The organism is Bradyrhizobium sp. CIR48, assembly GCF_014198315.1.
Lineage (GTDB): Bacteria > Pseudomonadota > Alphaproteobacteria > Rhizobiales > Xanthobacteraceae > Bradyrhizobium.
Genome location: NZ_JACIHG010000012.1, coordinates 252,575 through 270,950 on the forward strand (window position 1 = coordinate 252,575; position 18,376 = coordinate 270,950).

Annotated in this window: 12 protein-coding genes; 7 read left to right on the forward strand and 5 right to left on the reverse strand. The window is 64.2% G+C overall.

What is annotated here, in order from left to right; genetic code table 11:
* Positions 1–9: 9 nt before the first annotated feature.
* From GGD66_RS32690 to GGD66_RS32705, 4 genes are all read right to left on the reverse strand, one after another.
* Positions 10–1,008 (reverse strand): NAD-dependent epimerase/dehydratase family protein, encoded by a 999-nt coding sequence (locus GGD66_RS32690; protein WP_183260589.1) that lies wholly within the window; start codon positions 1,006–1,008, stop codon positions 10–12.
* 65 nt (positions 1,009–1,073) lie between these two features.
* The gene (locus GGD66_RS32695; protein WP_183260592.1) at positions 1,074–2,147 is read right to left on the reverse strand and encodes a hypothetical protein; all 1,074 of its coding nucleotides are present in this window, start codon (positions 2,145–2,147) and stop codon (positions 1,074–1,076) included.
* Between the two features lie 94 nt (positions 2,148–2,241).
* Positions 2,242–3,732 carry an NAD(P)/FAD-dependent oxidoreductase gene (locus GGD66_RS32700; protein WP_183260594.1) on the reverse strand — a complete coding sequence of 497 codons (1,491 nt, stop codon included), beginning with the start codon at positions 3,730–3,732 and terminating at the stop codon, positions 2,242–2,244.
* A 107-nt stretch (positions 3,733–3,839) separates the two neighbouring features.
* On the reverse strand, positions 3,840–4,319 hold the full coding sequence (locus tag GGD66_RS32705) for a cupin domain-containing protein (RefSeq protein WP_018318566.1): 480 nt from the start codon (positions 4,317–4,319) through the stop codon (positions 3,840–3,842).
* Positions 4,320–4,507: 188 nt separating this feature from the next.
* Between GGD66_RS32705 and GGD66_RS32710 the strand changes: the two genes are divergently transcribed.
* Complete coding sequence (locus tag GGD66_RS32710; protein ID WP_183260596.1) at positions 4,508–5,533, forward strand: AraC family transcriptional regulator; 1,026 nt, start codon at positions 4,508–4,510, stop codon at positions 5,531–5,533.
* Positions 5,534–5,543: 10 nt separating this feature from the next.
* On the opposite strand, the gene GGD66_RS32715 is transcribed toward GGD66_RS32710, so the two are convergent.
* Entirely contained in the window at positions 5,544–7,409 is a 1,866-nt protein-coding gene (locus tag GGD66_RS32715; RefSeq protein ID WP_183260598.1) for an ATP-binding protein, read from the reverse strand.
* A 236-nt stretch (positions 7,410–7,645) separates the two neighbouring features.
* Here GGD66_RS32715 and GGD66_RS32720 point away from each other — a divergent pair, with 236 nt between their 5' ends.
* The 6 genes from GGD66_RS32720 to GGD66_RS32745 all read left to right on the forward strand — a co-directional run bounded on the left by GGD66_RS32720 (position 7,646) and on the right by GGD66_RS32745 (position 18,301).
* Positions 7,646–8,974 (forward strand): FAD-binding oxidoreductase, encoded by a 1,329-nt coding sequence (locus GGD66_RS32720; protein WP_183260600.1) that lies wholly within the window; start codon positions 7,646–7,648, stop codon positions 8,972–8,974.
* Positions 8,975–8,982: 8 nt separating this feature from the next.
* Positions 8,983–9,909, forward strand: coding sequence for a glyoxylate/hydroxypyruvate reductase A (locus GGD66_RS32725; protein ID WP_183260602.1), 927 nt, complete (start codon positions 8,983–8,985; stop codon positions 9,907–9,909).
* A 462-nt stretch (positions 9,910–10,371) separates the two neighbouring features.
* The gene (locus GGD66_RS32730; RefSeq protein WP_183260605.1) at positions 10,372–10,890 is read left to right on the forward strand and encodes a hypothetical protein; all 519 of its coding nucleotides are present in this window, start codon (positions 10,372–10,374) and stop codon (positions 10,888–10,890) included.
* A 313-nt stretch (positions 10,891–11,203) separates the two neighbouring features.
* Entirely contained in the window at positions 11,204–14,533 is a 3,330-nt protein-coding gene (locus GGD66_RS32735) for an adenylate/guanylate cyclase domain-containing protein (protein ID WP_183260623.1), read from the forward strand.
* 306 nt (positions 14,534–14,839) lie between these two features.
* Complete coding sequence (locus GGD66_RS32740) at positions 14,840–16,120, forward strand: HlyD family efflux transporter periplasmic adaptor subunit (RefSeq protein WP_179736309.1); 1,281 nt, start codon at positions 14,840–14,842, stop codon at positions 16,118–16,120.
* Positions 16,121–16,132: 12 nt separating this feature from the next.
* Entirely contained in the window at positions 16,133–18,301 is a 2,169-nt protein-coding gene (locus GGD66_RS32745; RefSeq protein ID WP_183260625.1) for a glycosyltransferase, read from the forward strand.
* Positions 18,302–18,376: the final 75 nt, after the last annotated feature.

Consider the following 18,376-nt stretch of genomic DNA (forward strand, 5'->3'; position numbering starts at 1 on the left):
GACAGACGGCTACAGGCCGGAGACTTGGGTCACTCTTTTCGCGTGCCACGCGGCGAGCACGTCCTTCTCTTCATCGCCAGTGAGCCCGACGACCGGGCCGCCGCTGATGTGAAGCCAATGCAGCGTGTCGCGCGCGGTGTCTCCCGGTGGTCGCGCGGTCAGTCCGGCCTCGCGAGCCGGCGAGGTGTCGCGTGTCAGGAATCCGGCGAAGTCGGGCAAAGGCAACCATATCGGCAATGACCGCGGACCAGCCCAACGCCGAACGTCGTGTGCCTCGAGGAACGCCCGATCGACCCAGGTGAACGTGCAGGATGCGTTCAGCGCCGATGCGCATTCGGCCAGGAACTCGCCGCGCGAGCGCACTGGTCCAATCCCGTCATAGATGCCGGTGAGGCGAACTTCCGCCGCATGCACGATCCATTGCGCGAGGTCGCGGACATCGATGAACTGGACGGCGTCGTCAGACGATCCCGGCGCAAGCACCTCGCCACCGCGCGCGAGCCGCGCCGGCCAGTAGGCGAAGCGCCCGGTCGGGTCCTCCGGCCCTGCGATCAGGCCGGCACGGCAGATGAAGGCATCGCCGCCGACCGCCTGTTCGCAGGCGACCTTGGCCGCGCCGTAAATGGCATCGGTACTGTGCTCCAGATCCTCGGCCGCAGGCTCGCGCAATGGCGCCGTGTCGGCGCGTTGTCCCGGTATGCGATTGTCCGCATACACGCTGATCGTGGAGACGAAGGTCCAATGCACATTTGGCCGCTTCAGCGCCACGACCGCGCGGCGGACCTGGCCGGGATGACGCGAGACGTCGACGACAGCGTCGAACGTCTCGCCGACGAGCGGCGCAAGACCGTCGGCGACATCGCGGTCGATCCGCACAAAGCGTGCGCCCGGGGCGATCGGCCCCGCGAGCCCGCGGGCTGCGCAAGTCACGTCGTGGCCTGTGGCGCAGGCGTGAGCGGCGATCGCGCGCCCGAGAAACTGGCTGCCGCCGAGAATGAGAATGCGCATGACATTGTCCGTGCCGTCGAAGAGATCGCGAGGCTACAATTTCCGGTAGCATTTGCAACCGATCGTTAGCGCGGCTTGATCTCAGCGTATTTCGCCATCGCCTTCTCGAACTTCCGGTTGAACAGCCACATCGCGGCGAGGATCTCGCGGAAGCTTGCCGAGCTGCGCGCCCGGTCGGCCTGTCCGAAGGCAAAGATGCTGTTGTTGCGCAGATGCTTCATGATCGTCGGGCTAGACACCCTGTAGTTCAGGAGGTCGCCAGACTTGAGCGCCGATCTCGTCGGGGTGGGAACGATCTGGATCAATTCGAACAGCTTCATCTGGTCGATCGGGTCGGGCAGCGTCTTCACGATTCCAGGGATCTCACGGAATACATCCGCATGTGCGTTCATCAGCCCGTCGCGCACATTGGTCCAGTGATTGAAGCGGTGATCGGTGCCGCGCGCCCGCGCCTCCTCCTTGTCGTCGCGCGCGCTTAAGGCAGGATCGATCGCGGCGATCTCGCCCTTGATGGCCTCCCATTTCCTGTGGCCGTTGCGGTCTTCGGAGGGGCCGGTCTGGAAGCTGCCCATATAGGTGTTCGAGCGTCCGTTGCGGACGTTCTGCTTGCCGTTGGTCTCGGCAAAGAACAGCCCGAGGCTGATGCGCCCCGCAGCGTCGGCGTGGGCGGGCGCAAGCCCCTTGGCGCGCGCGATCACTGTCGCGAGATCGACGACGTCCTTGAACGGCGTCGGCGAGTTCTGGGCATTCGCCGGCGGCGCCTCCATGACGTCGAACAGTTTTGAATATTCGTCGATCAGCGGCTCGATGTCGGCATCGAAATAGGCCGGAGGAATCTCGAACTTGTTGGGCCGGCCGATCCGTGACGGCATGGCGTCGGTGAGATCCTTGTAAGAACTGATCACGGCGACGCGGGCGAGATAGAGCGCCTGTCCAGGGAGATTCGGCAGCGGCTCCTTGCCATCGATCTGGCGCCGACGCTCGGCGAGGATCGACTTGAAATTGCCGAGCGCCCGCTCATAGGTGGCGAGCGCCTCGGATTGCTTCGGCGTGAGCGCGCGCTGTTGTCCGACGGCGGGCGCCGCGACGAAGAAGGCAACAGCCGCAAAAACCGTGGCGGCAAGACGTCTGGATCCCATGGCCGTTTCCCATCGATTCGATGCCAGGGAGATCGTAAGCATTGGAGGCGAGGGCTGGCGAGATGCAAATCCCGCTCAGCCGCAATTCTTCTGCTCAGGCCGCGCGATAGTCCGGCGCCGTCGCCAGGAATTTCGCATAGGCATCCGCATCCGGCGGCTGGAAGCGCCCTTTGAGCCCGCCGGTCTTCTGGTTCTTCGCGCCGATGTCGGCCATTAGCTCGTCGAAATGGCGGTAGTGATAAGGCGCGACGCAGAGGCCGCCATAGACCCCCGCGGCGGGCCGTTCGACGCGCCTGAAGTGCAACATCATCTCGATGTTGTCATGCATTTGCCGCGCCGTCGGCTGGTTGGCGAGCTGGCCGTCGGCATAGCGTACCAGCCAGTTGGCGGCGAGGTCGGCGCAGAGCACGGTGCAGAACGACGAGTTGAAGCCGACGAAGCCGAGCTCGGGCAGGTCAGGGTTGGCGATCAGGCGGTAGAGCCGGTACTGCCCGTCGGCATCGACCAGCTTCTGCTTGTAGGCCGCGGGCAGGAACGGCACGCCGAGCTTGTAGCCGATCGCGAGCACCGCGACGTCGGCGCCGATGCGCTCGCCGCCGCTCATCACGATGCTGTCGCCGTCATAATGGCCGAAGGTGCCGAACACCGCCTTGATGCGGCCGTCGGCGACCATCGGGTAGAATCCGGGCGTTGCGATCGGAACCGAGCAATTGACGCCGTCCTCGATCCGCTCCTTCGGCACCATCTTGCAGCGGCCGAGCTTGAGCTGCGCCTTGAGCAGGCTCTCCAGCCCGCGCCAGTTCGCCCACACCAGCGGCGCGGCGATGCGGTGCGCGAGCCGCGTCATCGCGCCGATGCCCCAGCCCGGAAACATCTCCTCCTGCGCGCGGATGTAGAGGATGCGCTTGAAGTTCACGAGCCCGCCGATGAAATAGGGAATGCGCCAGACCGGCTCGCGCATCACGATGGTGACCTCGCGCGCGCCCGATTTCACCGCGTTGACGGCGATGTCGGTCGCCGATTTCGAGCCGCCGAGCACGACGATTCGGCGTCCTTTCGCCAGCGTGGGATCGCCGTATTTCGACGAATGCAGGATCTGCCCGCCCTGGGCCAGAAAGGCGTCCTCGCCGGGGCAATGCAGCTCGCGCGGCTCGTTGAACTGCCCGGTGCAGACCGCGACGAAATCGAAATCCTCGTCCGTGGTCGCGCCGTCCTTGTTTTTCAATGCGAGGGTCCAGCCCGGCTTGCCGTCGGCGCGGCGCGCCATGCCGGCGACCTCGGTGCCAAGGCGCAGCATGCGGTCGAGACCGAAGCTTCTGGCATAATCGGCGAGATAAGCATGCACCTGAGGCCCGGTCGGCCATTCCGGATAGGCCTCCGGCATGGCGCGGTCGGTGTAGCGATAGAGCTCCTTCGGGCTCTGGGTCTGCACGTCAGGGTAGGAGCGCGCCGGCTCCCAGACGCCGCCGAGATCGGCGCTGCGCTCGACGATGGTGACGCGGTGGCCGCGGCTGGAGAACGCCTTGGCGGCGGCAAGGCCGGAGACGCCGGCGCCGATTACGCAGACATGCTTGGGAGGGATCATGGGTTTGCTCGCAATCGATGTGTTTTCCGCGCGCAAGCGGCCTCGTTCAGCCGCAAGGCGCGGCCGGCGGAGCTGCAAGCAGATGAAAGTGGACGAGGGGCTCGTGCCTAGTCGTTGGCCTCGGGCGGCAGGAAGTCGACCTCATGCAGCGCCGAGATGCGCACGACCTCGGCAGGGTCGGTCAGATTATGCAGCTGGTTGAACAGCGCCTCCAGCTTCTGCATCGGCGAGACCCAGAACAGCGCGCGGCACGGCTTATCGGACTTGTTGAAATAGCCGTGCGGGATGCCGCGCGGCATGCGCACGAGGTCGCCGGCGTGAGCCTTGACCCATTTGCCATCGAGCTTGAGGTCGAGCGTGCCCTCCTGCACCAGGATGAACTCGTCCTGGGTCGGATGGATGTGCACCGGGACGAACTGGCCGGGATCGCTGTTGGTCTCGAACGCAAAGGTGGAGTCGGTGACGGCCTTGGGGAAGTAGACTTGGCCCAGAATGTTCCAGCTCTTGCCGCCGTAGCCTGTGCCAGCGGCGGTAATGCCCTTTTCGAGTGCAGTCTTTTCAGGTGCAGACTTTTCAGGTGCAGTCATGGCGCTCTCCCATGGATTTCGGCGAGGATGGAGCTTCAGTCAACAATGGGTCGCCTGTCTATCCGCTAAACGAATCCGCCAGCGCCTGTTGCCCTGCAGCATGACGATTTTTGCCGACGCCGCCCTTTCCGCGTCCGGGGAACTATTATAGGCTTAAAGCAATTCCGTGACGCGAAGCGTGGTCGACCATGTCCGCAGCCGTGCTGGAAATGAGCGCAAGGGCGCCCGCGGCCGACCGGCTCGCGGATTTCGCCCGCGTCACCACCGACGATGTCGACGAAGCGGCCGAACAGATCGGGCGCATCTTCTGCCCGCACGATCTCAAGCCGGCACAGGCGCGCGCGGCCGGCTTCTCCGCCCGGCACAATTGCGCCGGCTTCGACGGCTTTTCCATCAATTACGTGGCCTATGGCGGATCGGTCGGCATCGATCCGGGCTGCCTCGAGCGCTTCTTCCTGGTGCAGGTCCCGCTCACCGGCACGGCCTATATTCGCGCCGGCACGACCGAGCTCGACGCCGCGCCGGAGCGGACGGCGTCGCTGCTGTCGCCGACGATCCCGACCCGGATGATGTGGCGCGACTGCGCGCAGGCGATCCTGCTGTTTGACCGCCGCATGGTCGAGCAGCGCGCCGCGGCGCTGTCGGGCAGGGCGTCAGGCACGGTCGAGTTCGATCCCGTGATCGATTTGGAGGCGCCGGCCGGGCGCGCCTTGCGCGGTAGTCTCGCCGAGTTGATGAAGCTCGCCGAACGTCTCGGTCCCTCCGGCCGGCTGTCGGCGGTCGCGATGGCCGATTGGCGCGAGCTGCTGCTCGATCACCTGCTCAACGGTCAGCGCCATGGCCTGTCGGATGCGATTCAAACGTTTTCGGGGCAGGCCGAGCGGCTGCCGCGCGCGCTCCGCGCGGCGCGGGACCATCTTGCGGACAATGCCGGCGAGCCGCTCGACCTTGCACAGCTCGCCTGTGCCGCCGGCATCGGCATCCGCGCGCTCCAGCTCGGCTTCCGCCGTCACTTCGGCCTGTCGATCTCGCAGATGCTGCTCGACATGCGCCTCGCCGGTCTGCACGCCCGCCTGGCGCAGGCCGCGCCCGATGCCTCCATCACCGAGATCGCCTTCGATCTCGGCTTCACCCATCTCAGCCGCATGGCCGGCGCCTACCGCGAAAAATTCGGCGAGACGCCGTCGGCGACGCTGCGGCGACGATTGAGCTAGCGCGAGAGAGCTATTTCCGCGGCCGCATCGTGCCGTTATCGTCGGCCGCCTGTCTGCGCAGGAACGCCTCGACATCAGCCTGCACCGAATAGGGCGTCGGGATCGCGTCGCCGGCGGAATCGACGGCGGTGTCGAGGCAGCGGCGCAGCATGCGGGCGAGCTCGGCCTTGCGGTAAGGCTTTCTCAAGAGCGGCGCGCCCATCGTCGCACGTCCCTGCGCGTGCAGCGAATCGTAGGCGTAGCCCGACGTGAACAGCACCCGAAGAGAGGGGCGCGCCGCCACCATCTGCTCGGCGAGCTCGCGTCCATTCATGCCGCCGGCCATCACGATGTCGGTGAAGAGCAGGTCGAAGGACCTGCCTTCGGCCGCAATCGCGAGCGCCTCGTTCGCATTGGCGGCCGGGATGACCTTGTAGCCGAGACCTTGGAGCTGGACCGTGACGTATTGGCGGACGTCGCGGTCGTCTTCGACGCAGAGGACGGTTTCCCTGCCGCCCACGATCTTGCGGTCGTCATAGCCGGTCGGGCGCAGCGCGCTCGCCTCCGCCTTCGGCAAATAGAGCGTGAAGATCGTGCCGCGTCCTTCTTCGGAGGCGACCTTGATGCCGCCGCCGGACTGCTTGACGAAACCGAACACCATGCTGAGCCCGAGTCCCGTGCCCTTGCCGACGTCCTTGGTGGAGAAGAACGGATCGAAGATCCGCTCCAGGATGGCCTGCGGAATGCCGGTGCCGGTGTCGGCAATCTCGATCTCGACATAGTCGCCGGCATAGCCGGCGCCGACCGCGACGGCCTCGCGCACGCCGAACACGACGTTGCGCGTCGTCAGCGTCAGCCTGCCGGCGTCCAGCATGGCGTCGCGCGCGTTGATCGCGAGGTTGAGCAGCGCCGAGCTCAGCTGGCCGCGGTCGGCATAGGCGAGCCAGACGTTGCGGTCGAGCCTGGTCACGATCTCGATCTTCTTGTCGAAGGTCGCCAGCAGCAGCTTTGCCAGCTCTTCCAGCAGCTCATTGACGTCGATCTCGGCCGGCTGCAGCGCCTGCTTGCGGGCAAAGGACAGCAGGCTCGAGGTCAGCGCGGCGCCGCGATCGGCGGCCTCGCTGATCAGCTTGGTGATGGTCGCAAGCGGCGGGTTGTCCCTGACGGCGTCGGCCAGGATCTCGATCGTGCCTGTGATCACCGTGAGCATGTTGTTGAATTCATGTGCGATGCCGCCGGTGAGCTGCCCGACCGCCTCCATCTTCTGGGACTGCACCAGCTGCTCCTCGGCAGCGCGTTTCTGGGTGATGTCCCTGACGAAGGTGTTGATGATGGCGCGTCCACCCAGCCGCAACACCGTGCTGGACGCCTCGGCCAGGATCTGGTCGCCGTTCCTGTGGATCAGGGCGAGCTCGAAGCGCAGGCCGGACGGCGTGTCCGACAATTCCGGCACCAGCCGCGCCATGCGCTGCCTGAAGGCGGCCCGCAGCGGCTCGGCGACGATCAGGTCGACGACGTCGGCACCGAGCGCCTCCTCGCGCGTCCATCCGGTCAGGGCCTCCGCCTGAAAGCTCCACTCCAGCACGGCGCCGCTATCGTCGATCTGAATGAAGGCATCGAGCGCGGTCTTGATGACGGCCTGCATCATCTGCGCGCTGTCGCTGCGTGCCCGCGCGTCTTCCGCCGATCGTCCGGCGGCGCGCTTGTCCTCCGATCTCTCGATCGCGCGATTGCAGAGGTGCACGAGCAGCGCGGCAACGGCGGCGCTTGCGATTAGGGCTGCGATCTGGGCCATGCCGAACCCGGGTCCGGCCACGGCATAGGAGGCGAGGAGGGCCGCCGCGGTCACCACGACCTGTGCGGCCATCGCGAGTGTCAGAAGCCCCCTGAGTTTCATGGTCTCCCACCAAAGAAGACTACCGCATTGGCCGCCCGGTCCCGGGTGCCGCTTTGATGTGAGCTACAGACTCCGCGCGGCGGCGTCGAGGGGCAATTTGCGGTGGTGTCGGCCGCCAGCCTTTCTTCGGCCTCAACCTGCGGGCGAATCGCATGGCAAGCAGGCGCGCATACAAGCAATGCGATTGACAGCTGTACTGAGGCGTGATCGTTCGAACTGAACTCCAGGAGTGCTCCATGTCCCCGCCGCTCAACCGTATCAACAGCGACGAACGCCTGCCGCAGCAGGTCGACGTCGTCGTCATCGGCGGCGGCGTCATCGGTGTCTCCGCGGCCTATCATCTGGCGAAGAAGGGCCTTTCGGTCGCGCTGGTCGAGAAGGGCCACGTCGGCGGCGAGCAGTCGAGCCGCAATTGGGGCTGGTGCCGCCAGCAGGGCCGCGCGCGCGAGGAGATTCCGCTCGCCCGTGAAGCGCTGCTGCTGTGGGAGGAAATGCAGAACGACGCCGGCGTCGATGCCGGCTTCCGCCGCACCGGCGTTCTGTTCCTGACCAAGAGCAAGGACGAGCTTGCGAGCTGGGAACGCTGGGCCGCGGTCGCGCGCGAGATGCAGGTCCACTCGACCGTGCTGACGCCGGCCGAGGTTGCCGAGCGCATGCCGGGCAATACCGACACCTGGGTCGGCGGGCTGCATACGCCGAGCGACGGGCGTGCCGAGCCGTCGATGGCCGTGCCCGCGCTCGCCACCGCCGCGCGAAAGCACGGCGTCACCGTCCATCAGGGCTGCGCCGCGCGGGGACTGGAGACGACTGGCGGTCGCGTCAGCGCCGTCGTCACCGAGAAGGGCACCATCCGCACCCAGTCCGTGCTGTTGTCGGGCGGCGCATGGTCGTCGCTGTTCTGCCGCCGTCATGGCATCGAGCTGCCGATCGGCCTCGTCAACGCCACCGCCTGCCGGACCACGCCGGGACCGGAGATCACCTCGGGCGCGCTGGGCACCGATCTCTACTGCGTCCGCCGCCGCCTCGACGGCGGCTTCACGCTGGCGCTGCGCAACCGCGGCACGGTCGAGCTGTCGCCCGATCTGTTCCGCTACGCGCGCACCTTCTGGCCAACCTATTTGCATCGCAAGAACGGGCTGAAACTTTCGTTGGGCAAGTCTTTCTTCGACCAGATCGTGCGCGGCACCAGCTGGAGCTTTGACAAGCCGTCGCCGTTCGAGACCGAGCGCGTGCGCGATCCCGAGCCTGACATGTCGCTGGTGAATGCGGCGCTGGCCTCACTGATCAAGGCTAACCCTGAACTCAAGGACATCGAGATCGCGGAAGCCTGGGGCGGCACCATCGACTGCACGCCCGACACGATCCCGGTGATCTCGCCGGTCGACGCGCTGCCGGGCTTCTTCCTCGCCACCGGATTCTCCGGCCACGGCTTTGGCATCGGCCCTGCCGCCGGCAAGCTCGCCGCCGACATCGTGACCGGCGCCACGCCGCTGGTCGATCCCGCGGCCTACAGCCACAAGCGCATGATCGACGGCCGCCGGCTGGTGCCGGTCAGCCCGTTCTGAGGGCTCGCATGACGGTTCTCTACAAGGCCAACATGGTTCGCGGCGCCGAATGGGCGCGCTTCTTCGCGGAGCGTGCGCCCGACGTCCCATTCCGGCTCTGGCCTGACATCGGCGATCCCGCCAACGTCCGCTATCTCGTTGCGTGGGTGCCGCCTGACGATATCGCGACGACGTTTCCCAATCTCGAGCTGGTCTTCTCGGTCGGCGCTGGCGTCGATCAGTTCGATGCCACGAAAGTGCCCGCGCACATTCCGCTTGTCCGCATGCTGGAGCCCGGCATCGCCGAGACCATGGTGGAGTACGTCGCCATGGCCGTGCTCGGTCTGCATCGCGACCTCCTGCGGTTCATCGATCAGCAGAAGCAGCAGGTCTGGCGCGAGATCCGGATCACGCCGGCGAAACGGCGGCGTGTCGGTGTGATGGGGCTTGGCCAGCTCGGCCAGGCCGTGCTCGAACGCCTCAAGCTGTTCGGCTTCCCGCTCTCGGGATGGAATCGCTCGGCGCGTGAGATCGAGGGCGTGACCTGCCACGTGGGTGCAGACGCGCTGCCAGATTTCCTCGCGCAGAGCGACATTCTCGTCTGCCTGCTGCCGTTGACCGACGAGACCCGCGGCATCCTCAACGCGGATTTGTTCGCGCGCCTGCCGCACGGTGCGTCCCTCGTCAATGTCGGACGTGGACCGCATCTCATTGAGGCCGATTTCCTCGCGGCCCTCGACAGCGGTGCGCTGTCGGGCGCGGTGCTCGATGTCACCGAACCGGAGCCGTTGCCTGAGGGACATCCGTTCTGGCGCCATCCGCGTATCCTGCTGACGCCGCACAATGCCAGCATGACGACGCCGGACACGGCCGTCGATTTCGTGCTCGACGTCATCGACCGTCACCGCCGCGGCGAGGAATTGCCGGGGCGTGTCGATCGCAGTCGCGGTTACTGAGGGCGTGATGGTGATGGGAACACCGGTCTAGCCACGAGCTCCTCTTACCTCTCCCGCTTGCGGGTGAGGTCGGCGCGCAGCGCCGGGTGAGGGTTCTCTCCTCTTGGGGGGAGGGGTGGCGCGACGATGAGGATTTGTCCTCCTGAAATTGTGACCGGATGGAGCGAGAGGGAACTGCGGCATGTGAACCGCCTCATATTCCATCACTCTCTTTTCGAGCTATCACTCCCGCAAGAAATTGTCGCACCTGGAGCCAACTGGCAGACACGGGTGAGATGCAAATGCCTGCGAAGCCGCGTGCTCGCAGCTTTGGATTGGCTCTCGTCCTGGTCACGAGCAAGCCAACCCCATCACTCAACACAGATCTTTCAGAAATTGGAATCAAGGGCATCGAGAAACGCGTCCTGGCAGCTTCTAGTCGGGGTCGGCCGGTAGGCTGCTACTTACTCAGAGGAGCCCCCAATGAAGATTAGCAGCGCAATTTCCAGCGCCTTTTCCCTAAGAAGGCAGGTCGGCAGTCTTCGGATCGCCCGTTCCAGCCTGATCAAGTCGGCCCACATTCTTGAAAGAATTGGGCTGGCAGCCGTTGGGGCCTCTTGTGGCCTCTACGTGGGTGCGACCCTGTTGCGTCAGAAAGGCGGAATGTTTGAAAGCGGCTGGATCGTGCTGATAACAATGCTCTATGGAGCTCTCAGCTATTATGTCGGGATTGATTTGTCCGGCAATGTCGCACGAAGGGCGACATCGAACATCTCGGAAGAATGGAATGGTTCTGAGCCGGCTGAGCTCATGAGTGCGGCTGGAACGTTCAGCGCGGCGATTGCCGCAACGCTGTCCGTCAGCATCCTTGTCCTTGATCAAAACCTGCCTAACGGCCTGATAGGCTTTGTTGCCGGCTGTTGGGTGGTTGGTTCTTCGCTTCAAGTTGCGGCGGGTGCAATGACTCGCAGCTCCGATGCGCCCACGAACGAGCAACGATAAAAGTGCGCCTCACGGAAAACGTGCACTTGGCATCGTATGTGCGCACAAGCCGCAGTGTTGGTTCGGCTTCAGGTCTGCGGTGAGCAGCGACGACTCATCGCAACCTCTGCCATCTAACGCTGCGCGCGGGCGATGTTTGGTAGCGCAGCCGTTCGCATCGAGCAGTGTCCCGGTCGAAAAACGTGTCGGTATCGAGTAACCTAAATTTTCGCGCGACAAACAAGACGTGCCATCATGGTGGCGTTGGGATATTGTCCCTGCGCGCCGTGGTCCAAAATTCTGCTAACCGCCAACCACACGATCGGTGGAGCCAATGCAGATTGCGGAGTGGCTCGAGAAGCTGGGGCTTGGGCAATACGCAGAGCGTTTTGTCCAAAATGGGATCGACATGGGCGTCCTTCCCGAGCTGATGGTCGAGGACTTCGACAAGCTCGGAGTCCTGCTCGGGCATCGCCGCAAAATGCTGCGTGCGATTGCCGACCTTGATCCAGCCGCGTTGATCGCATCGCCGACTCCGCCTCACGACGCCGAGCGGCGCCACCTCACTGTCATGTTTTGCGATCTGGTCGGCTCGACGGCGCTCTCGGCGCGTCTCGATCCCGAGGATCTGTGGGAAGTGATCCGGGCGTACCGCGCCGCCTGCGGGAGCGTCATTGCCGCTTATGACGGCAGGATAGCCAGGTTCGTTGGTGACGGAATACTCGTCTATTTCGGGTATCCGCGCGCCCACGAAGATGATGCGGAGCGGGCAGTGCGAGCGGGCCTCGATATTATCGCTGCGATTCGCCAGCTCAAGACAGGCGCCGGCGAACGGGTTGAACTGCGGATCGCAATTGCGACCGGGCTTGTGGTGGTCGGCGATCTCATCAGCGGAGATGCATCGGAGGAGCACGCAACCATCGGCGATGCACCAAACCTCGCTGCTCGGCTTCAAAGCCTGGCCGAGCCGGGGGCGGTCGTCGTTGCCTCGTCGACGCGCCGGCTACTTGGCGATCTCTTCACCTTTCGCAATCTCGGCCGCCGCGAGGTCAAGGGGATAGGCGAACCCATCGCGGTCTGGGCGGTGGAAGGAGCGACCTCATCGGAGAGTCGCTTCGAGGCGGTCCGCGCCGCGCGCTCGATCGGCTTTGTCGGCCGCAAGGACGAGATCGAGTTCATTCTCTCGCGCCAGCGGGAGGCATGGCAGGGCCAGGGCCAGATCGTATTGATTTCCGGCGAAGCGGGCATCGGCAAGTCGCGCATCGTGGCAATGCTGTCCGAGAGCCCCTCGTTGGGGACGCACCGTCGCGTGCGATATCAGTGTTCGCCTTACCACACCAACAGCGCACTTCATCCCTTTGTCGCGCAGCTCGAGCGCGCCGCCGGAATCCGCTCCCACGACACGCCAGAACAAAAGCTCGACAAGCTCGAGGCGATGCTGGCAATAGGAACCCGGCAAGTCGCCCGGGCCACGCCGCTCATTGCGGCCCTGCTCTCGATTCCGACCGGCGATCATTGCCCGCCACTCGGCTTGAGCCCGGCGCAGCAGAGGCGACAGACATTTGCCGCCCTTCTCGATCAGCTCGAGGGATTGGCGCGAGACCAGCCTCTGCTGATCATCTGCGAGGATATGCATTGGGCCGATGCGACGACACTTGAACTGTTCGATCTCGCGGTCGATCGGATCAGGGGCCTGCAGATACTCGTGCTCTTGACGTCCCGGCCGGAGTTCGAGCCCTCCTGGTCGGGCCTTGCCAATGTCAGTCTGTTGCGGCTCGACCGGCTCGATCGGCAGGACACGCGCGCGCTGGTCGAGCAGGTGGTCGTCGGTCGCCAGCTGCCACGCGAGATGATGAAGCAGATCATCGACAAGACCGATGGCATACCGCTATTCGTCGAAGAGTTGACCAAGATGGTGCTGGAGTCCGGGCTGCTCGTCGAAGATGCCGGGCGCTACCGCCTGAATAGTCCGCTCCCGCCGCTTGCTATCCCCGCGACGCTGCAGGATTCGCTGATGGCGCGGCTCGACCGGCTCGCTCCGGTCAAGGAGGTAGCGCAGATAGGCGCCGCCATTGGCCGTGACTTCTCGTACGCACTGCTGAAAACCGTGGCGGGACGCGACGATCTGACGCTGAACGCTGCGTTGGGACAACTTGAAGAGGCCGAACTGCTGTTGCGTCGTGGCACGCCGCCCGAAGCAAATTACAGTTTCAAGCACGCCCTTGTTCAGGAGGCGGCCTACGAGAGTCTGCTCAAGAGCAAACGGCAGCTGCTTCATACCCGCATTGGCGATGTTCTGCGCGAGAAGTTTCCAGCAGTCGCCGAGACCGAACCGGAAGTTCTGGCGCACCACTTCACTGAGGCGGGGCTGAGCGAGACGGCCCTCGAATGGTGGCGCAAGGCGGGCCAGCAGGCGTTGAAACGCTCGGCCTATTCCGAGGCGATCGCGCATCTCGGCAAGGCCATTGCGACCGCCGATCAGTTGCCTGATGATTCCCGCCGGATCATGAGCAGGCTGCATCTTCAGATCGCATATGGCCGTGCCTTGCGGGGCAGCCTCGGCCACAGCGCTCCAGAGACGGTCGCGGCATGGACGCGTGCGCGCCAGTTCGCAGCCGACATCGATGATCCCGTTGAACTTGCGCCGGTGCAGTCGGGGCTCTTCAATGCCTGCCTGACCCACGGCGAACTCGCTCCGATGCGGGAGCTGGCGGACGCCATCAGGAGCGCCGCTGACCGACGACCGGACTCGCCGGTGGCCGCCGTCGTCGCCCATTGGACGGGCGGCGTCACCTGCTGGTTCGAGGGCGATTACTTGAATGCGAGAACGCATCTTGAGCGGGCGCTGGGGATCTATGGTGCCGAACCGGATCCCGCGACCTTCAGGGCGTCTGCGCTGGATCTGCCGTTCGTGATCATGAGATTTCTTGCCCTGGTGCTCTGGCCGCTCGGTAGCACCGCTCGTGCGCGCAAGCTCGCCGCGGAAGCGGTGGGTGCTCCGGGCGAAAAACGGGCGCTGTCCCAGGCCAATGCGCTGGTTCATCGCGCTGTGTTCGACGGGGTATGCGGGGGCATGTTGCAGCAAACAGAGACGATCCTGGCGCTCGGTCTCGCGCGCGACCACACGATGCCGCTGTACGTGGCCGCGGGCACCTACCTGAATGGCCTCGCCAAGTGGCGTGCCGGCGACCGGATGGCCGGACTGGCGGACATGCGTCACGGCTGGGCCTTCCTGCACGAGAACGACTGCTACCTCTGCGAACCGTTCTGGGGGATGCATGTCGCCCTGGCGAATGCAGAGGTGGGCGAAGTCGGGACCGGGCTGGAAATCCTGGACGAATCGATCGCCGGGACGGAACAATCCGGCCAGCATTGGCTCGATGCCGAGCTGCATCGTGTCCGCGGTAAACTTGTATCGCGCCAGGATCCTTCGGACGAATCCAGTGCCGAAGAAGCCTTCAAGCGCGCGCTGGACATCGCGCGACACCAGCAGACCAGGACTTTCGAGCTGCGCGGCGCCCTTGAACTTGCACGCCTGTACAAGACAAATGGCCGAGCTGGTGCGGTCTCTGAAGTGCTCGCTCCTGTGCTCGCCGAATTCGATGCGGAGCGAAATCTTCCCGAAGTCCTGGAAGCGAAAGAGCTGCTTGGGAATGGGCGTTAGCCGCGCCATTCGATCGCCGCAAGCGCCGCGCCGACTTCAAGCCGGAATGGGACGATATCCTGATCCTCGACTCGGCAGCCGTAGTTATCCGGTTTTGACACAGCTTAACCTGATGTGGTGAATCCTAGGTATGCTTCTCGTGGTTGCGAAGGCGAGTCTGCCGCGGTGGCGAATCCTGATTTCGGCTGGCGGCAATGTTGTCGGATTGCTCCTTGCCTCAAGGCGCAAACTTCATCCCAACGCCCGACGATTGGTTTGCCTTCGCTGCGGCAGGCGCAGCGACCAAAGCCCATTGGAGATCCAGTCGTGGTCCGTTTGCACGTCGAACGTTTCATTCGCAGCCGGGTTGTTCGCCGAGCTCTGGCGCTCGGGATCATCGCGCTGAGCGGATGGGCCCTGTTGCCGTATGTGACCTACCGAATCGCTCCCTCCGCCTTTGTCAATGCCGAGCTCATGCGGGTGACTGCACCGTTCGCGGGTCAGCTCTCGCCTGATCTTCCACGCAAGGGCGAATATTTCCAGCAGAGCCGGGTGGTGCCGATGGTCGGGGCGCGTTCGCCGGATCGCCGACACCTCATGGACCTCGATCAGCAGCTTGCCGTGTCCACCAAACGCGCCGAGCTCGCACGTCGGCAACTCGAGGAGATCGCCGGGCTCGATCGCAAGCTCGGCGAGCGCAGCGAGGACTATCGTTTGGGGATGGTCGCGCGCCTGAGCCACGAAATCGGCGAAACGGAAGTTGAAAAAGGCGGCTGTCTCGCCGAGGCGCGGCAGCGGAACGATGTCGCGGGCCGGATGGAGAGGCTCGTGAAGCTCGGCATCAGTTCGCAGATCCGCTCCGGCGAGGCCCAAGCCTCGCAGGAGGCAACCGCAACGCGGTGCCGGATGGCCGATGAACGCCTGCAGCGCCTCAAGACCGAGTTGGGGGCGGCGGAGAAAGGTCTCTATCTTCGTGGCGATGCCAATGACGTGCCCTACTCCCAGCAGCAACGCGAGCGGCTTGTTCTCCGCCGCCAGGAGCTCGAGACGGACGAGTTGCAAAACAGCTCACGTTCTGCGCAACTGGCCGCGGAAATCGCCGAGGAGCGCGCTCGGCTTGATCGTCTCGATCACTACGATCTGTCGTTGCCGGCCGCCCATGTCGTCTGGTCGGTCGCGGCCAGCCCCGGCTCGATGGTCACGGAAGGGCAATCGGTCCTCGATTTTGCAGACTGCCAACGCCGATTCATTGTCGTTGAACTGCCCGAGCGCGATTTCGAGAAGATCAAGGCCGGAGATGCGGCTACCGTCCGCCTGATCGGGAGCGGCGAATGGAAGACCGGCCTGGTCCGGCAAGTCCGCGGATCGGCTGCTTACGCCGACGATCGACTGCTTGCGGCTCGGGTGCCGCGGCCTGATCCGGGCAACATTACCGTTGAGATATCGCTTCCCCCCAACGAAACGTGGGCCGACCGCAATGGCTCCTGCGATATCGGACGGCTGGCCGAAGTGCGCTTCGAGCGCAGAGCCGACGGCTTGCTACGATTGGTCAGCTCGAAGTTGAAATGGCTGACCGCGCGCCTGGAGCTCGACCAGTCGTCGCTGTGAGCGAGGTGTTCCATGCAGGCCATGACTCTGTCTCTCTCTCAGCTGTTCGCGCCGATGGTGGGGATCTTTGCGGCGATGTACCTGTTGGCGCCGACCTTTCCGGTCGCGCGCCTTTGGGCACGTGTCGCGGTCTTTGCCGCGGTTTGGCTTGTCGTGGCTCGCTACCTCGAATGGCGTATTTTCACCACGGTGCTGCCGGCGACCGGCACTTGGTATCAGGTCTACTGGATCTGGTTCTGTCTCTTCGTTGAGCTACTGACCTTTACGGATCAGTTTATTCTTTATCTGATTTTCCTTCGCAGGACCGATCGCCGCAGCGAGGCGGATCAGCACGAGCGTCGGCTTCGCAGCCTGCCGCATGATGAGCTGCCATCGGTCGACGTCCTTATTCCAACCTATGACGAGCCGTTCGAGGTGTTGGAAAAGACGATCACCGGCGCGTTGTGTCTGGACTATCCAAACTTCCAGGTCTGGGTTCTGGATGATGGTCGCCGGCCTTGGCTCAAGAAACTCTGCGAGGAAAAGGGTGCCGGGTATCTCACGCGCGCCGACAACCTGAATGCCAAGGCCGGCAATATCAATCATGCGCTGACGCAGACGAACGGCGAGTTCTTTGCGATCTTTGACGCGGACTTCGTGCCGCAGTGCAAATTCCTGATGCGCACGATCGGCTTCTTCGCGGATCCAAAGATCGGAATCGTTCAGATCCCGCACACCTTTTACAACGAGGATCCGATGCAGGCGAATCTCGGCCTGCACAGGGGATTGCCGGACGAGCAACGGTTCTTCTTCGATTCCATCATGCCCGCGCGCGACGGCTGGGATGGTGCCTTTTGTTGTGGTTCCAACTCCGTCACGCGTCGTGCAGCACTTCGCGTGGTTGGGGATGCCTTGCCAACCCAGTCCATTACCGAAGACATTCTGCTGACGCTGGTCCTGCTGCGCAAAGGGTACATCACCCGTTATCTCAACGAGCCATTGGCGATTGGATTGGCGCCGGAAAGCCTTGACGCGTTTTTCGTGCAACGGCAACGCTGGGCGCGTGGCGCGATCCAGACTCTGTATCTCGCCGCCGGCCCGCTCGGCCCCGGACTGGGCTTGATGCATCGGCTTCTGTTCTTTCCGACTCATTGGCTCTCATTGGGCTTGCGAGCGCTCATGGTCGTGGTGGTTCCGATCGTGTTCATGTGGACCGGTCTATCGCCTGTCGCCGACGTCACCCCCGAGGCGGTCTTCTTTTACCTGTTCCCCGCGATCCTGGCGCTCAACGGCGGCATCTCCTGGTTTGCGCCGCACGTGCACTTTCCGCTCGCCGCTCAGGTGTCGGCGACGATCCAGAGCTTCAAGATTCTGCCGACGGTGCTCGGGACTCTCGTCAAGCCGATGGGACATGCGTTCAAGGTGACGCCCAAGGGAGCTGCCGCGCGGTGCGCAAGCTACGCCGCGGAGATATTCTGGCCGTCGGCGGCGCTGATGGCGTTGACGGTTGTCGGCCTGGTTCTGAACACCATCCCGGAATGGCGGATGATCGATCATCCGGCCGCTTTACCGATGGTCGCCTTCTGGTCGGTGGTGAACGTCGTCGTGCTCTTCTTCGTCTGCATGACCTCGCTGCAAGCCCGGATGGGACGCGCCGAGGAGCGTTTCGACGTCGATGAATCGGTCTTGATCGAGACCGGGGCCGGCGAACGGCTTTCTGGGCGCGTGAGCAACATCTCCCTCTCTGGCGCTGGCGTTCTGCTCGGCTCCGGCATTGACTGTCCCGGCGCTGGAGAACCGCTGCGCGTGCACATCATGCAGGTGGGCTGGATCGACGCGATGATTGTACAGCAACGAGGCCGGCTGGTCGGGATGCAGTTCCATTTGCCGCAATCGCTTGAACGAGACCTGCTGATTCGCAAGCTCTTTACCGTCGCCCGTCTGAAGGAGAACGGTGTCGTCGCATGCTCCGTGAACAGGGCGATGCTCAAGAACATCTGGTCAATGGCCGTGCCGTTGCCTCAAATTGTTACAACTGGCGCGAAGCCCGCATCGCTTTCGCCGCCGATTCGGTTGCCGGCAGAGAGCCTGGTCATTCGGCCTCAACCGCGGATCGACGATCTGGCACATCTTGCCGGAGTCCGAAGCCTGCATCCCGCCAGTTTCACTGAGCCTCACTTGGCCGAGTGGCCGGCACGTTGAGCGAGGCCGTCAAGTCGGGCTGATTGCTGTGGTGTCCTTCTCGCCCGACCGGTCGATGGGTTATCGATCGACGGT